The organism is Shewanella sp. ISTPL2 (genome assembly GCF_013283205.1).
GTDB lineage: Bacteria > Pseudomonadota > Gammaproteobacteria > Enterobacterales > Shewanellaceae > Shewanella > Shewanella oncorhynchi.
This window is the reverse complement of the sequence record NZ_JAAPAV010000001.1, coordinates 1699387-1714853: the sequence shown is the minus strand read 5'-3', so window position 1 is coordinate 1714853 and position 15467 is coordinate 1699387. Positions and strand designations below refer to the sequence as shown.

General features: G+C 38.7%; 14 protein-coding genes and 2 pseudogenes. 11 read left to right on the top strand and 5 right to left on the bottom strand.

The features are described from left to right. Positions 1–200 precede the first annotated feature (200 nt). Positions 201–380: a DUF6435 family protein gene (locus HUB64_RS07720; RefSeq protein WP_028759324.1), complete on the top strand. Its 180-nt coding sequence runs from the start codon at positions 201–203 to the stop codon at positions 378–380. A gap of 31 nt (positions 381–411) precedes the next feature. Here HUB64_RS07720 and HUB64_RS07715 read toward each other — a convergent pair whose 3' ends face one another. Next, the gene (locus HUB64_RS07715; protein ID WP_173496738.1) at positions 412–828 is read right to left on the bottom strand and encodes a ribosome recycling factor family protein; all 417 of its coding nucleotides are present in this window, start codon (positions 826–828) and stop codon (positions 412–414) included. Positions 829–992: 164 nt separating this feature from the next. Then, entirely contained in the window at positions 993–1880 is an 888-nt protein-coding gene (locus tag HUB64_RS07710; RefSeq protein ID WP_173496737.1) for a LysR family transcriptional regulator, read from the bottom strand. A 99-nt stretch (positions 1881–1979) separates the two neighbouring features. Here HUB64_RS07710 and HUB64_RS07705 point away from each other — a divergent pair, with 99 nt between their 5' ends. The 3 genes from HUB64_RS07705 to HUB64_RS07695 all read left to right on the top strand — a co-directional run bounded on the left by HUB64_RS07705 (position 1980) and on the right by HUB64_RS07695 (position 3906). Then, complete coding sequence (locus HUB64_RS07705; protein ID WP_173496736.1) at positions 1980–2603, top strand: short chain dehydrogenase; 624 nt, start codon at positions 1980–1982, stop codon at positions 2601–2603. 137 nt (positions 2604–2740) lie between these two features. Beyond that, positions 2741–2986, top strand: coding sequence for a DUF3297 family protein (locus tag HUB64_RS07700; RefSeq protein ID WP_173496735.1), 246 nt, complete (start codon positions 2741–2743; stop codon positions 2984–2986). A 389-nt stretch (positions 2987–3375) separates the two neighbouring features. Beyond that, the gene (locus HUB64_RS07695) at positions 3376–3906 is read left to right on the top strand and encodes an SMI1/KNR4 family protein (protein WP_173496734.1); all 531 of its coding nucleotides are present in this window, start codon (positions 3376–3378) and stop codon (positions 3904–3906) included. Positions 3907–4095: 189 nt separating this feature from the next. On the opposite strand, the gene thrS is transcribed toward HUB64_RS07695, so the two are convergent. Then, the gene (gene thrS, locus HUB64_RS07685; RefSeq protein ID WP_173496733.1) at positions 4096–5292 is read right to left on the bottom strand and encodes a threonine--tRNA ligase; all 1197 of its coding nucleotides are present in this window, start codon (positions 5290–5292) and stop codon (positions 4096–4098) included. 251 nt (positions 5293–5543) lie between these two features. On the opposite strand from thrS, the pseudogene HUB64_RS07680 reads away from it, so the two are divergent. Continuing rightward, positions 5544–5630 (top strand): annotated as a pseudogene (locus HUB64_RS07680) (DUF3297 family protein); the annotation flags it as partial. Between the two features lie 61 nt (positions 5631–5691). Here the strand turns inward: HUB64_RS07680 and HUB64_RS07675 are convergent. Next, complete coding sequence (locus HUB64_RS07675; protein ID WP_251073360.1) at positions 5692–6507, bottom strand: ABC transporter substrate-binding protein; 816 nt, start codon at positions 6505–6507, stop codon at positions 5692–5694. A gap of 86 nt (positions 6508–6593) precedes the next feature. On the opposite strand from HUB64_RS07675, the pseudogene HUB64_RS07670 reads away from it, so the two are divergent. Continuing rightward, a pseudogene (locus HUB64_RS07670) lies at positions 6594–6674 on the top strand (DUF3297 domain-containing protein); the annotation flags it as partial. Between the two features lie 161 nt (positions 6675–6835). Continuing rightward, the gene (locus HUB64_RS07665; RefSeq protein WP_173496731.1) at positions 6836–7396 is read left to right on the top strand and encodes a DUF2726 domain-containing protein; all 561 of its coding nucleotides are present in this window, start codon (positions 6836–6838) and stop codon (positions 7394–7396) included. Between the two features lie 497 nt (positions 7397–7893). Here the strand turns inward: HUB64_RS07665 and HUB64_RS07660 are convergent, their stop codons facing one another. Beyond that, positions 7894–9213: an SGNH/GDSL hydrolase family protein gene (locus HUB64_RS07660; protein WP_217363088.1), complete on the bottom strand. Its 1320-nt coding sequence runs from the start codon at positions 9211–9213 to the stop codon at positions 7894–7896. A gap of 649 nt (positions 9214–9862) precedes the next feature. On the opposite strand from HUB64_RS07660, the gene HUB64_RS07655 reads away from it, so the two are divergent. From HUB64_RS07655 to HUB64_RS07640, 4 genes are all read left to right on the top strand, one after another. Then, on the top strand, positions 9863–10777 hold the full coding sequence (locus tag HUB64_RS07655) for a nuclease-related domain-containing protein (RefSeq protein ID WP_173496730.1): 915 nt from the start codon (positions 9863–9865) through the stop codon (positions 10775–10777). A 97-nt stretch (positions 10778–10874) separates the two neighbouring features. Then, positions 10875–13784 carry a hypothetical protein gene (locus HUB64_RS07650; protein ID WP_173496729.1) on the top strand — a complete coding sequence of 970 codons (2910 nt, stop codon included), beginning with the start codon at positions 10875–10877 and terminating at the stop codon, positions 13782–13784. Between the two features lies 1 nt (position 13785). Further along, positions 13786–14238: a hypothetical protein gene (locus tag HUB64_RS07645; protein ID WP_173496728.1), complete on the top strand. Its 453-nt coding sequence runs from the start codon at positions 13786–13788 to the stop codon at positions 14236–14238. Further along, positions 14235–15392, top strand: a complete 1158-nt coding sequence (locus tag HUB64_RS07640; protein WP_173496727.1) for a hypothetical protein — start codon at positions 14235–14237, stop codon at positions 15390–15392. The genes HUB64_RS07645 and HUB64_RS07640 overlap by 4 nt, the downstream gene beginning before the upstream one ends. Positions 15393–15467: the final 75 nt, after the last annotated feature.

The following is a 15467-nucleotide window of genomic DNA, read 5'->3' as shown; positions in this document are numbered from 1 at the left end:
TCAATGGGTTGTAAGCTAAATAAGACATAGCAACCCATTAGTTTGCTGCAAATGTAAGATAAGGTCTCAGCCTTGCTGAGGCCGATGGCAGTGGAATTGAAGGATTGTGGGATCGTGGGATTTTTTAATTTCAAAAAGTAAAACTTAAATCCCATTGCCTACGTATATAAGTCCAAATACCCAATCCAATAGAAATGGCCATGTTCTCAATATTTAAGAAAAATCCCTTAAAAAAATTAACTCAGCAATATAACGCCAAGCTTGAACAAGCTATGCATGCCCAGAGAAAAGGCGATATTAGATCCTACTCAATGCTGACCGCTGAAGCCGAGCAAATCGAAAATCAAATAAAAGTGTTAGAAACAACAAGCCATAAATAAACCTTCAAAGCAAAAACACTCAGCAGACAAACTACCAAGAGTCAGCTTGAAAACGTGCCAATCTGGCCTCTGTGACTGTGCATTGGGTCAATTGCATCAACTCACCTAAGGTAATCGCAGGGTTGTCTGTGATAAGCCGAATCAGCTTAGCGTCTAATGGTTCAAGTTTGTCCGCATGTTGCAGCAAGGCTGACTCCAACTTTTTGATAAGATAACCAAACTGGCCATCTTTAGCTGTTAACTGCTGCGCCAGCAATGGCTCACTTTGTAAATGCGCACAGCAGGATTGGATCTTGATCGCCGCGCCAACCATGCACCAATTTCTCGAACGCCGCACACGCTTAAGCTCGCAATCATATTGGGCTGCAATCGCTTGAGCTTGTTTAACCGCCTCCCGCCCAATTCGATGGATCAGCGAGGGCAGCGAGATACTAATGTCGTCGTTCATAACGCTTGGTTCATCGCCGCTCTTTTATGCCTGCATGGTAAAAGCCTGCTCGACTTTACATTCAAATACAAAAATTCAATGCGCGGCAGTGTACTCTGCCTCACTTTATTCTAAAAGCTCCGCCCTCTGCCGGATAAGATTTGATGCGATTATGCTTTTACTCATTAACCAACATATTTTGAGTGAGTTTCGCACCAAGTTTGTAGCTTATGTTGTAAATCACGCAGCTTCTTTGGGTAATGGCTCTGCTTGGCATAAACCATATACAACTCATGTGGATAGCATTGCCATTGGGGAACGAGCAAAGTGAGTTTGTGCTGAGCGATATCCTCCTCTACCAAATAATAAGGCAGGCTAGCGACACCTGTACCACTCAAAGTAAGCAAATGCGTAGTGGCATAGTTTGAACTGCACAGTGCAGGCTCAAAAGTGAGCGTGAGACTGTCCCCCGCGAGCGGTTCAAACACCCACTGTGTTTCGCCCGAAGACAATAGACGATAATGGCGTAAATCATCAGGGTGACGAACTTCTGCGGCTGCGGGATGTGCGGGTGAAACCACTAAGACATGACGAATTCTGCCAAGATATCTGGCGACCAGATTATCGCTGTGCGCAATGCTTGTTCTTAAGGCGAGATCAAACTTGCCGAACTCAACATCTTGAATATTCTGCTCAAAACACAGTTCGAGTTTCACTTGAGGATACTCAGCAATAAACTGAAGCAGCATAGGACTCAGCAATTTTTTGCCCAGTTCCGTTGGAGCGGTGAATTTTAAAGTGCCACAGGAGTCCTGCGTTAAATCCTGCACTAAACGTCCAGCTTCATTGGCCAGCCTCTCGATTTCGCAGGCTTTACCATATAACGCATGCCCTGCTTCGGTCATTGATACTCGCCGAGTGGTTCGGTGGAGTAATTGACAACCCATTTCATCTTCAAGGGATTTAACATGGCGCGACACTAAGCCTTTAGAAGCGCCGAGTTGTTCAGACGCAGCGCTAAAACTGTGCATTTTGGCAACCAGCATAAATGACTGCAGATGAGTGAGATTCATCAATTAAACCTATTAACGAAACAATGTGGTGATTATATGCGCTTTTTCTATTTAATTAACCAGACTATCCTTAATTCGTATTCAATTTAGGAGCATGTCATGAAAATAGTCGTAGTGGGTGCATCAGGCACAATCGGACAAGCCATAGTCCGCTTATTTCATTCAACTCAGCATGAAGTTATTCAGGTAGGGCGAACAACGGGGGATGTCCTGATAGACATTCGGGATGAACATTCACTCCATCAAGGGCTAGAAAAAATCGGTAAAGTCGATGCAATGATTTCGGCCATGGGTGATGTCGTGTTTAAACCCTTCAACGCGATGACCCAAGCAGACTGGTATACAGGGCTCCAAAGTAAGTTATTGGGGCAGATACAGTTAGTGCAAATAGGTAGCCAATACCTCAACGCTGGGGGCAGTTTTACACTGACCAGTGGTATTATTGCCGATGTCCCAGTAAAAGATGGCATCAGTGCCGCCACAATCAATGGCGCACTTGAGCATTTTGTTACCGCCGTCGCGGGAGAATTACCTGCACAGCAGCGAATAAACATTGTCAGCCCAACGGTATTAAGCGAATCGTTAGCGAGCTATCAGGACTATTTTTCCGGTTTTAGTGCAATCAATGCCGACACATTAGCCAAGGTTTATTTGCGCTCAGTCATGGGCAGAGAAAACGGCCGAGTGCTGAAAGCCTTTTCCAGCTGCGGCACAGTGTCCTAACAGCGGTGTCCTAACAGGACAACCTAACCTTGTAACGCAAGGCGCGTAATCAGTCACAGTTAAAGTCTTGAGCGTTACGCTGGGATTGCCTACAATAGCGCACGCTTTTTCACTATAGACAACGACAGATCACGACCATGACCGACACAATATCATTACCTGCTTTACCGGATCGCCTTTCCGTTAACCCACGCAGCCCACACCATGTGGCAGAAATTTTCGAGCACGATATCGGTATTAAGCTCAACGGCAAAGAGCGTTTTGATGTCGAAGAATATTGCATCAGTGAAGGTTGGGTAAAAGTGCCAAGCAAATCCTTAGACCGTCGCGGCCAACCTCTTTTGCTCACAGTAAAAGGCACAGTTGAAGCGTTTTATCGTTAAGCTTTAGTGCAAAGAGCTGGATCATAACAACGGCCAATTAATATTGGCCGTTTTTGTTTGCCCAGCAGCAAATGATACTAATTCAATACTACTTGCTGAAACGGCACCAGTGCAGTGAACGACTATTCGGAACAGCTATCTAGTCGGTTTTTGGCGAAATGGATTAAATCAAATAGCATTATGCATGCCTACTTATTTGAATATCATTAAGTTTATTTGGGGATTCGCTAGAGAAAAGCGTTAGAGAGAGAGGAGAAATAGTTGATGTCTCGGTAACTCCAATATATAAAGGTTCTTCCAGAATACCGGCAGGTATAACAGTGAATGCTCAAGGTAGTGGTGGTTTCTTTGAAAGCATTGCTCTTCTTAATCCTCGTGGAATGTAGATCATGACCCTATCTGTATTAAATAGCATTTTAACTCCCCCTAACTTCCCTAATGAATCTGGGATTGGTAAAGTTTGGCCTTCTATAGATGAAGGTCTTAGTTTTCCCAGGGATTACATTGCGTTTATTAATCGTTATGGCACAGGAAGAATTGCCGATTTTATAGCGATATTCAATCCATTTACTACGAATTGTGACCTTGATTTTTTTGAGCAGAAGAAATCAATCATTGAGGATTTCAATTACCTTAATAATGAAGACCCAGAGTATTTTAAATATAATCTCTATCCAGAAATTAATGGCCTTTTACCAATAGGCGTAACGGATAATGGTGATTGCATATTTTGGGTTGTTTCCGATCTAAAAGACAGTGAGACATGGGGCACTGCAATAATCGCATCTAGATCGCCAGATGTAGAATATTTTGATGAAAATATAACCTCTCTATTGACTGGTTTATTGTTAAGAAAAATAAGATCAGGATCATTACCTAATAGTTTCCCTCCTAAAAATGTTACCTTTGAAAAAATTTAAACAAAAAATAAATGGTCATCCGCAATAAATCATGGACCGCCACGGCCAACCACTGCTACTCGCAGTAAAAGGCACAGTTGAAGCCTTTTATCGTTAAGCTTTAGCGCAAAGAGCCGGATCATAAAATGAGTAAAGGCTAGCCGTGGGAACCCTAGCTAGCCTTAGATAACAAACACAGTCTTCCTTACGTTATAGCTTGCATTCTAGTTTATCCGCGAGGTAGTCAGCTAATTCAAAAAGAGGGATGTGTGTCATCACACCGTCTTTGCGGCACTTAACTGAAACCCTATTTTCAGCCTCCTCCTTATCCCCAACCGTTAAGATATAAGGCACTTTTTGCTTGTGAAAACGTTTCATTTTGCGGGCAACTGAGTGTTGACTGATATCAATCAACACTCGCATGTCTCGTGCTAAACATAGTGCGGCTAACTGACGGACAAATTGGCTGTTTGACTCATTCACTGAAGCGATAGCAACAGGCACGGGATGCAACCAATCCGGCAGGTTACCCTGTGAGACTTCCAAGAGAATCCCCAACCAACGCTCGATAGAACCATACATAGCTTGGTGCATAATCACTGGCCGTTCGAATTCACCTTGCTCATTTGTGTAGTGAACATCGAATCTTTCAGGCAAATTGAAATCAAACTGGATAGTTCCACACTGCCAGCGTCTTCCCATAGAATCTGTCAGTGACAATTCAATTTTGGGACCATAAAAAGCCCCTTCGCCAGCTTGATACTCGGCATCAAAGCCCTCAATCTGACAGGCTGAATCCAGTAGCTTTTGTGCTCGGCACCATTGTTCATCGCTGCCTAATGCCTTCTCAGGTTTAGTCGATATTTTTACGTCTAAATTATGGTAGCCGTAATCACCATAAACCTGCTTTGCACGCTGGAGAAAACCACGTATCTCCTCCTCTGCCTGAGACCAACAGCAAAAAACATGGGCATCATCCTGAGTGAACTGGCGTGCGCGCAGGCAACCATTTAACGAGCCTGAGGATTCATTACGGTGCACTAAGCCAAACTCAAATAGTCGCAGTGGCAAATCTCTATGGCTATGTACCCCGCGCTTAAACAGCAAAATATGGGCAGGACAAGACATGGGTTTTAACACATATTCATCCATGTTTTCCTTTCCGCCACCGAAAAACATGTTCTCTGCAAACATGTCCATATGCCCAGACGTTTGCCATAACTCCTTCTTCATAAAAACAGGCGTGTTCACTTCCTCAAAACCATTTCGGCGATACACGCGCCTCATGTGCTCTTGAATGTCTCGGAATAACGCCCAGCCATTCGGGTGCCAAAAAATCATACCCGGCGCCTGTGGTTCAGAGTGAAATAGGTCAAGTTGTTCTGCAATTTCGCGATGTGTTTTCATCATTCTCTCCTAAGTAAAATCTGAGCGAAATACAAAACCAAGGTATAAAAAAACCCTCTGGCGATTTCGCTCAGAGGGTTTTTTTAAAGACGCAAAAAACTACCCCCCGAGAATTCTCGTGGTGGTAGTGGTGGTGTTAATTGCGCTTACGTATATTTTTTTCATGCGCCAGTAATAACAAATCATCCCTATCGCAGCAAGCATTTTGTTTATAAAAAAAATAAATGGCAGACAAAATAAAAACAAAATAAATGGCCATCCATAATGAATTATTAGACCGTCGCGGCCAACCTCTTTTGCTCACAGTAAAAGGCACAGTTGAAGCCTTTTATCGTTAAGCTTTAGCGCAAAGAGCTGGATCATAAAAACGGCCAATTAATATTGGCCGTTTTTGTTTGCCTATTCTACTTCTGCGGCTAAACCATAGGCCTGGTAAATCTGTTTTACACGGCCCGATGCAGCCATATCAAGCAGCGCCCGATTAAGTTCATCGAAAATAGCAGCATGGGTAGAGTTACGGGACATACCAAAATAATGTTCGATCCGATTTGACTGACGGTAATCGGCATAGCTAAAACGATCGTAACCGAGCTGCTTGAAGGCATTCTCAATGGCGGCACGATCGAGCACTACCATAGTGTCAAAACGCCCCATGATAAACATGCGAGCCATGTTTTCATCATCGGTAGACTCAATTTTACGTAGCGCGGGATCCGTATTAAAACGCTCAAAATAAACTGTGCCCCGTTTAACCCCTACAGTAAGCTGATACAAATCCTCATAGGACTTAATCCGTCCTTCCTCGCCGGCTTTTACGAGAAACAAAATATCGCGAGTCTGAGTGCCGATAGGACCAAGAAACCGTACAAATGCCTCTCGCTCTTCGTCTCGTATCGTGCGCGGCACAATATCGACCGTGCCTACCCGCAACTCATGAATGCTGCGTGCAAAAGGACGCGCGCTCCATTCGACGCGATAACCGACCTTAGCCGCCGCTTCCTCAAGAATATCCTTTAACGGACTCGTCATAGTATTAGTTCGCTCATCAAGCACCATCTCAGGAGGACGATGCCGAAAATCGGCACGTAACACGTTAGAAAAAGTAGCCGATTGCACCTCAGCGGCGACAATGATGCCCGCGAAAAAACCACAACCAAGTACACACAAAATTGCGTAAACAGAAGGCAACGAAACAAGGATACTTTTAAAATACATAGAGATACCCGCAAATTTATATGCTGCATTTAGCATAACTCAAAAAATCGAAAACTAAAGTGCATAAAACATTAAAATAAATGGCCATCCATAATGAATCCTTAGACCGTCGCGGCCAACCTCTTTTACTCACAGTAAAAGGCACAGTTGAAGCGTTTTATAGTTAAGACGTATGAGTACTGATAATATCGGTACGACTGTTGATGTAGTGGCTAACAATATGTGACCACTACACTCAAAGACTCATTATTTTTGGCATAAAAGTACTAGCAGCTAACAGATATGTACTTAGCAAGTTACAATGACAATACTAAACAAGGATGTAATGATGAATTCGAATCAATTAATACTTATCGGGCTGGGTTTGGCGATTATCATTTTCGTGCCGCTACTCTTACGCATTTTCACTAATCTGCTTATCCCATCATCAGATAATAACTATCGCTACCGTAAACAAGACGCCCTATTTTCCAGTGCTGAACGCTCCTTTCTCGGGATATTAGATCAAGCTGTAGGCGAACAATTCCGAGTTCTGGGCAAAGTGCGTATCGCCGACGTTATCACCCCAGAAAAAGGCATGAACCGCAAACACTGGCAAATTGCCTTTAATAGAATTTCAGCCAAGCACTTCGATTACTTACTCTGCGACAAAAATACACTTGAAGTTATCGCCGCCATCGAACTCGACGATAAAAGCCATAAGCAAACACGTACTCAGCAACGCGACCTCCTCATCGAGCAAGCCTGCAAAAGCGCCAAACTGCCATTAATCCGCTTCGATGCCAAACGCAGCTATCAGCTAGAGCTTATTCGCAGCACTATACATGCAGCCTTACCAGCAAAAACTCACGCAGCTGAAGAGTCGCCACTCATACTGACCGCGGACTAAACATAAACTAAATCCATGAACACTACACATCCTGAGTTTAAGGATGTTAAGCTTGACTCGATTTTTTACCCTTATGCTGCTTTTTGAATTCATGTACATCATGTAAGCGAGCAGCGCTTACTCGTCTAACAGCGCTTGAGATTTAAAGCGGCCTTCCCCAAACGCACCTTTAATACTTGTCTTCACGATTGGCCTTGCGAGCAATTTCTTCAATAAAATAAAACAAAGCATAAGCTAGCTAATACTACTTAGCAGCTCATTCTACTCGGCGAGCAACACGTCAAGTAACATGATTTCACCACAGTTCAAAGTATCAGCATTATTCGGGCAATTTAAAAGCGGTGCTAAAAAATGCAAAAAGATGTGGCTTTACTGGCTTAAATTACAACTGACTCAATTGACTCATGGAGGTAAAGCAGCTTTGACTGGCTTACCTCCATATTATTGATTATTTAGAGATATATTTAACCAAAATATCTTACTCGCCGACTATTCTGTTAATGACGATTAAAAAAACCTGTTTCAATAATCTTATCCGCAAAAACTTTATGCACGGCAGTCGTTGGATGAGTGATCCCCCAAAACAGATACTTATCAGAGCCATAGTAGGCACAATCTTTTGTTAAGCTGTGTGACAACAAATAATCCTTACTACTATCTCTATTGATATCTAAGCAAGCATCTGTGACATTAACAAAACCATACTCTTTAGGATTTTGAATAATTTCATCAAAGATAGAATGAGCATCAAACAACACTAGATCTATACCTTTTGCTTGATACAACAGAGCCTGCTGTTTAATAAAGCCATTGAACTCTTCAATTTTTGATTTTATTTTTACAATATTCTCTTGAGTAGAATACTTGAACTGTGGTGCGCGCGTAGCATCAGGCAACGTGAATAAAATAATATGCTGAGCCCCGCCTTCATCAACTAAACGTTTTAACCCATCACTTAAATTCTGACTCACATCTTTAACCTCACGATCATAATTCATAAAATCATTAAGGCCAATTTCAAGTGTAAATAACGTATTTGCAGGCTGGTAATTTTCAGCCTTTTTTAAATAATGAAAATAGGATTGTATTTGATGACCTAAACCGGGAATAATCTTATATTCATCAATACCTGCGGCCCCGCCAACAGACCAATTATACAGAGGAATATTCTGTGATTTAGCTAAATATTCTGGCCATACAAATCCATTAGAAAAATGCCCTAAAAACCAAGAGTTAGGATTTGGAAATCGCCACTCAGAACCATTAAATAGATTTCCCGTATCAGACAAACTATCACCAAATGCGATAATTTTGTTAATTTTATTCCCTTGATCCGCCTTATCTTGCGTCCAGATAGTCTGATTAAATGACAATTTTTCATTAGCAGCAAAGAAGGTAATGTCTGCGACTTCGTTGCTTGAAACCCCTAATGTATCAACACACCGTTGCATGATTTCATCTTGTGACGTCTCTGTATAAAACATATTTTTACCCGAAAGCTTATGTCTCCAAGCGCCTTGAATAGAATAATATTCATCACTGTCCTTTTGCTTTGCCCATCTATGTTCAGTTGCAGGATTATTATGCGTTTGATCTAATCTATACCAACAACGAATATAAGTATGACTGTGACCAGCTTCCAAATGGTTATCTGGACCATCTGTCTCATCTATATCATCTATATCATCGATATCCGCAGATCTAAGCGTTTCCAATATGTTAGTTTGGCTCTCCATATCATCCCTAAACGTTTCATTAGCAGCCCAAGCAGCTGAAAAAGGTAGGGTTAATGAAAAAAATAATAAAGCCTTATTCATACATTTCCTTAACAAAAATAAAATCAACACACATAAATTGGCCATAAAATTAAAATTGAGAAACCTAGTAATTCAACAGACTAATAAGTTTTGTCACAGCCAATATCAGAATAAATATTAAGTATGGGAGAATAATGATAAAAAACTCAAAAAAATATTATAATTAGTATGTTGACACTTGAAACTGGTCCGATGAGGCAATATAAAATATCCTTACTACGGGCAGTTATTTACATGAAGTGCTTAATCTTGTTTAACACTTGTGTAGATCTGCAAGTTTAGTAAGGAAAAATATCAGAATCTAAAAACGCGACGCGAAAAATGATGCCTATCAGATCTTTTCACCAGAGTAATTTGTCTACAAGTTGTTATTTAAAATACGTTTTTGTGATAAAACGCATTGATTAAACCGCACAGAGCGGGTTAAAGTGTGACCACAAAGTAAAAAGTGTGACCACTCAGGAAAATGCAGGGCAAACTCGAACTCAATCATCGAGCACGCCATTTAGGGAAGAAGAAGCAAATCAGCAATGTGCACCCAAACTCTAAGCAGACAAGTCTGCCACCACTTTCCAAAATGATAAGTAAATTTTATTAACGGGTTATGTCATCGGGTTAACTATTGACTCGCATTACTTCAGGGACGTAAATGACCGATTTCAGCAGCATTCTTTTATCCTACGGGATACTTCTGTCTGGCCTTCTTGTCACAGTGGGTGTGATGTATGTGTTGCTCAAACATCGCGATGCAACCGTCAAGCTGCCCGTTGATCGTGAGCAACTGACCCGTATCCCCGCCTATGGCTTACAAGAGCAAATCCATGATCTGCAATTAGATTTAATCGGCTGCATGATGATGGGACTATTAATTGTTTGCCTTCCATTTGCCGCCAGCAGCATCCAAGCGCATATCATAGTCGGAAAATTCCCTTGGTTGTTCGCCTTAACAGGTTTAATAGGAGTAATTTACTTCGGCATTAAAACCTGGAAACTCTTTTCCAAGCTCATCAAATTACGCCTCGGTCATACCGCTGAAATTGCCACAGCCAATGAACTCATAGGCTTACAAGCACTCGGTTATCAAGTGTTTCACGATGTGCAAGCCGACGGCTTTAATATCGACCATCTTGTTATCGGCAAAAATGGCGTATTCGCGATTGAAACCAAAGGCCGCCATAAACGGAACAAAGACCTACTCCAAACCAATGGAAATGGCCCAAGCTCTGGTAAAAAAGGTTATCAAGTATTTTACAAAGACGGGCGCTTAAACTTCCCCTCGTGGACAGAAACCAAACCAATCGAACAAGCGCAGCGCCAAGCCCAATGGGTCAGCCAATGGTTAACCAAAGCCACAGGAACACCAGTATCCTCAACCCCAGTCCTAGTATTCCCCGGCTGGTATGTCACGAGTCAATCAAAACCACCGTTCCCGATCGTCAACCACAAACAATTAGTCGGCACTATCCCAACACTCAGAACCCAAGCCCTTACCCAGCAACAAGTAGAACAAATTATTTATCAAGTCGCACAAAGGTGTTTGAGTAAGCGCGAGGTCGGGAAGTAAAATTCAAAAATTCAAAAATTCAAAAATTCAAAAATCAATAACTATAAAATATTCCCAGATATGGATTCCATAAAAATAAAAAAATTAAGGTTTATAAATGAAAACAATAAATGATCTACTTCAAGTTTCACACCCTCTAGCCAGAAATATACTTAGAGGACTACCTGGAGCGCTAAGCAACTACTACGATATTGAAAAAGCATTAATTAAAATAGAAAAAACAACAACCAAACACAACACAAAACAAGCCTTAACGATATTAAGAACAAGTCCGATATACAATAACAACTCACTAACAAGACATTTTAACAGCCAAGTACCTAAGAAGTTAATTGACATATGCGAATACAACCAAAATGAAATAATTCAAATAATAAACCACAGCAGTGAAAACTTGAAAAAATGTCTAATTATAGTCAAAGAAATATACTCAAACATTAATAATAAGAACTTCAAAGAAGCAATAAACAATTGTATAAAACTGATAGACAACAAGGGGGTTTCATTAGTTTTATACAGACTTTTAATTTTTTTAAAGAACAGACTGGAATATATTCACGAACATAGCCATTATGCAACGCTAATCGATGAAATTCTAAATAAAATTCAGATTAGCAATTTAACAAATATTAATGATGGTGTAAAACAAATAATCAGTGACAGAGCTGATTACTTTACTATATGCTCAAAAATATCAAATGCAAATATACAAGATTACAGCAAAAGAATTCTTTTAAGTTTTATTAGTCACTCGCCAAGCAATGAAGAGGATTTTATTAAAAACTTAAATGCACACTTATCATACTCACTACTAGACTCACTATTATATCTTAGCCTTACAAAAAGAATGAAGTTTCATACTGAAGAATATTCATTCCCGATAGAAATCCAAGCAATACTAAATGAAATAGCATTAATAAAAATCAACCTATCATACTATCAAAACTCACCCGACTCTGATTTTGACATTAGCTTTTACAGAGAAGCTTATCTATTAATTGAGCAGGATGATTGCTTAAAATACAAAACAGTCCACGCCCCTTATTTTAATCTACCAGATACAACATTAAGAATTAAAACCGCATATGAATCAGAGGTAATTAAAGAGTATTTTGGTAGTTTAAACTGCATCTCTGATTTAAGATATGAAGATACTAAATCACACTCTATAAACTTGAATAAATTTGATAAAAAAAGCTGTTCAATATTTGAGAACTCTTCAGCATTCGACTATCTAATTAATAAAGTTGATGGCTGCTTGATAAATAACAAAGATGATGAAATTATTTTTATAAAATTAATGTCAAGAACTCGTGACATTGCGTCACTTTGCTTACCAGAATATATTGAGACTATTAAAAACAGGACGGAAAATTTAGAGGTAAAGTTAATTGCTCTATGTTTATTAACTGCATCATCACTAGGTGGCGACGATGATGCTGACTTTGAATTACGTAAAGTGTTTCAAAACCTATGCGCAAGTAAATTTGACGGAGATATTTTAGAAACATTAAAATCATTCTACGAGATATCTCCCTCAATAACAGATTATTTTTTGATGTCATTCGATGAAATATTTATCAGTAGATTATTTAATATTGATGTACGACCAAATCAAGCCCTATATATTAGAGCTGATTTATTTGACTGGTATGGTGATATTACAGGAGAGAAAAAATATCATGACAGAGCAAAAAATACAAGAATTGATATTCAAATCAATAAACACAGACAGCATATAGATGATTCAAGGATATATGCGGAACCAGCACGCGTAATACAATGGATAACTGACAACATAAATAACCAACTAGCACTTCAGTTTGACAACTTAGATATATTAGAAAATCGAAAAATAAATTTAGAATGGTCCAACCTAACATCAAACCTAAACCCAGAGAACTCTATTGGAATAGCTATTTCTGACTCTTACAATGAATTCGTTAATAATAAAATATATGGTATTAATTCTTACCTTGGTAGAAGAATACGACATGGAACAGCGAAAGGTACTGGTGTTGAAGAAGTAAAGGCTTTGGCCTTGGAGCAAGAGTTTAAGCCTCTTTTTTCTGACCAATATTTTGTTGAAGAATGGGAGAAATGGTTGGATATATATATAGCAAGCTTTGATGAGTTAATTGGCGAATTTTTCCACATTAAAAGTGACAAAAAGAAAAAAGGTCTTTTATCACCCTTAATTGATAATGAGGAAAAATTTATAATAGCTAATTCATTAGTCAATGCCCTGTATAAGTCTTATATGAAAATTGATAATGTAGCCTTAGCTCCTGCATTAATTACTGACTATTGTTGGCGTTTAATTGATGGAGATTTAGCAAAAGCTAGACAACATATCTTAAAAGTAAAATCTAGTGTATCAGTTTTTAACATTAAAGACCAGAATCGCTTAATCAACAGACGGTTATCTCAGAAGTTTTCCAATGAAATTAATGCTCTCACAGAAGAGAAATTCTCAATGGTTTGTTCTTGGTTTAACAAACCTTCATATGCAACTCAAAGCGCTGACATATCATTATTATTGAAAGTTGTAGTTAATGAAATTAAGAGTCAAAAACCAAAATTCTCTCCAACAATACAAGATGAAAATACAACTCAAATGCTAACAGGAGGCCATTATTTTGTTATATACGACTCTTTAACAGTTATAATAAATAACATTGCAGAGCATGGTAATTGTAATGGATTAATAGTTTTAAATTATGAAGTAATTCAACCAAAGAGCAAGGATGAGATAAAATCTCTTGCGATAAAAATAACTTCTGAATCTGTAAGCAATGAAGCACACTGCATAGCCAAGAAGAGAATAAAAGATAAGTTAACAAGCAATAACATTAGCGATGCCAACATTATTGAAGGTAACAGTGGAATCATAAAACTAAAAAGTATGGAGTTTGAAAAATTAATACATAATTTAGATTACAGCTTTGATGATAATAGCTGCCCTCCAAAAATCACTGCAATGTTCTCTATAGAGTTGGACTACTAACATGACTATATTAATAGTAGAGGATGATAATTTTAAGTATTCTGAAATTAAAAAATTTATAACGGATAATGGAATACTTGATAAGGATATAATTGTAAAGCTAGCAGTAGCTGACACCATTAAATACTTGAATGAAAACACTCCAGAAAAAATAATTTTAGATATGTCTTTACCTAGTCACGTAGCAAAACTAGGCGAAGGAACATCATTAGCACTACCATCAGGCGGGATGGAAGTTATCCGAGAACTTTCATATCTAGAAAAGGTTAACATACCTATTATAATTTTGACTCAGTACCCGCAAATCCTAATAAACAATGATTATTTTCACATATCAGAAGTGGCAGAGTTAATTCAAAAGAAGTTTAATTTCACCAAACTAACTGTCGACTCATTTGATAGTGAAGATAATCAATGGAAAATATCTACTAAAAGGTTTCTATTACAAGAATGAATATTTTAATTATTGAAGACAACAAAGACAAGTTCGATAATCTCGAAGAATGTATAAAAAGTTGGCATGAGCAACAAGATATTATTGATGAGTTAAATATTGTTCATGTAGAAGGCATGAGAGATGCTTACAACCCAATTTACAATACAAAATTCGACTTAATAATATTTGACATTTACATGCCAGCAGATACAACTAATGGCGAAGATTATAATTTTTCAAACGACATAATTTATGCAAAAAACAAAAGTAAAAACAAACTTACCGAAGCTATTGTTTTAACAGCACTCCCAAACTCTGAGGATAAAACATTATTCAATGAAAATGGGATAACTTTCGTAAGTTATTCAGATGAGCGTAGACCATGGGAAAGTGCGCTTAAAGAGAAATTAGAACGAATTGCTCAAATTATTAAGTTTGATTTTTTAATATTTTGTGCATTAACAAAAGAGCGTAACGCTTTCCATCAAACACATGCAAAACTTGGAAAACACTTAGAAATACATGGTCTAAATTGTCAAGAAATCACAATCAATAATAAAAAGGGATTGTGTATTAAGCCAAGTAATATGGGTTTAGTAAGCATGGCGATTACCGCAACTCGAGCAATAGAAATGTTTAAGCCCGAATTTGTTGGTATGAGCGGCATTTGTGCTGGAAAAAGTGGCTCTGTAAACATGTTAGACGTTATCGTATGTACTGTTGCGTGGAATTATCAAGAAGGTAAATATCAAGATGGTAAATTTATACAGCAACCTCATCAATCATGGCAGCCCGATGAAGTTATAACACGTATTGAACAATTCATAGAAAATCAAGAAATCGTCAAAAAAATTAAGTATGGTTTTATTGGAAATAAACTTTTAGAAAAGTCTCAAATTTTACCTGGTGCTATTGCTTCAGGATCGACTGTAATTGCTGATGAAGCAATGATGCTAGAGATCAAAGACCAATATAGAAAAATGCTAGGTTTGGAAATGGAAATTCAAGCACTACATGAAGCAGCCCTACAAGCAACTTGCAAGCCTAGCTTTTTAGCTGCCAAAACGGTTATTGATTTAGGTAACAAAGATAAAGATGATGACTATCATGATATAGGTTCTATTTTATCTGCGAGACTTATATGTGAGTACATATCTAAATTTCATAGTTAACTGCACAAGATATTAATGTCAGAACAGGCATAACGCCCATCTGAACAGTTGCACCAAATCCAGCATTGTTGCACC

What these genes read in the sequence shown, in the direction of transcription:
- HUB64_RS07655 (WP_173496730.1), top strand. Translation starts at nt 9,863, where the DNA reads ATGACCGATTTCAGCAGCATTCTTTTATCCTACGGGATACTTCTGTCT.
- HUB64_RS07665 (WP_173496731.1), top strand. Translation starts at nt 6,836, where the DNA reads ATGAATTCGAATCAATTAATACTTATCGGGCTGGGTTTGGCGATTATC.
- HUB64_RS07695 (WP_173496734.1), top strand. Translation starts at nt 3,376, where the DNA reads ATGACCCTATCTGTATTAAATAGCATTTTAACTCCCCCTAACTTCCCT.
- HUB64_RS07650 (WP_173496729.1), top strand. Translation starts at nt 10,875, where the DNA reads ATGAAAACAATAAATGATCTACTTCAAGTTTCACACCCTCTAGCCAGA.
- HUB64_RS07660 (WP_217363088.1), bottom strand. Translation starts at nt 9,213, where the DNA reads ATGAATAAGGCTTTATTATTTTTTTCATTAACCCTACCTTTTTCAGCT.
- HUB64_RS07720 (WP_028759324.1), top strand. Translation starts at nt 201, where the DNA reads ATGTTCTCAATATTTAAGAAAAATCCCTTAAAAAAATTAACTCAGCAA.
- thrS (WP_173496733.1), bottom strand. Translation starts at nt 5,292, where the DNA reads ATGAAAACACATCGCGAAATTGCAGAACAACTTGACCTATTTCACTCT.
- HUB64_RS07710 (WP_173496737.1), bottom strand. Translation starts at nt 1,880, where the DNA reads ATGAATCTCACTCATCTGCAGTCATTTATGCTGGTTGCCAAAATGCAC.
- HUB64_RS07645 (WP_173496728.1), top strand. Translation starts at nt 13,786, where the DNA reads ATGACTATATTAATAGTAGAGGATGATAATTTTAAGTATTCTGAAATT.
- HUB64_RS07700 (WP_173496735.1), top strand. Translation starts at nt 2,741, where the DNA reads ATGACCGACACAATATCATTACCTGCTTTACCGGATCGCCTTTCCGTT.
- HUB64_RS07640 (WP_173496727.1), top strand. Translation starts at nt 14,235, where the DNA reads ATGAATATTTTAATTATTGAAGACAACAAAGACAAGTTCGATAATCTC.
- HUB64_RS07705 (WP_173496736.1), top strand. Translation starts at nt 1,980, where the DNA reads ATGAAAATAGTCGTAGTGGGTGCATCAGGCACAATCGGACAAGCCATA.
- HUB64_RS07715 (WP_173496738.1), bottom strand. Translation starts at nt 828, where the DNA reads ATGAACGACGACATTAGTATCTCGCTGCCCTCGCTGATCCATCGAATT.
- HUB64_RS07675 (WP_251073360.1), bottom strand. Translation starts at nt 6,507, where the DNA reads ATGTATTTTAAAAGTATCCTTGTTTCGTTGCCTTCTGTTTACGCAATT.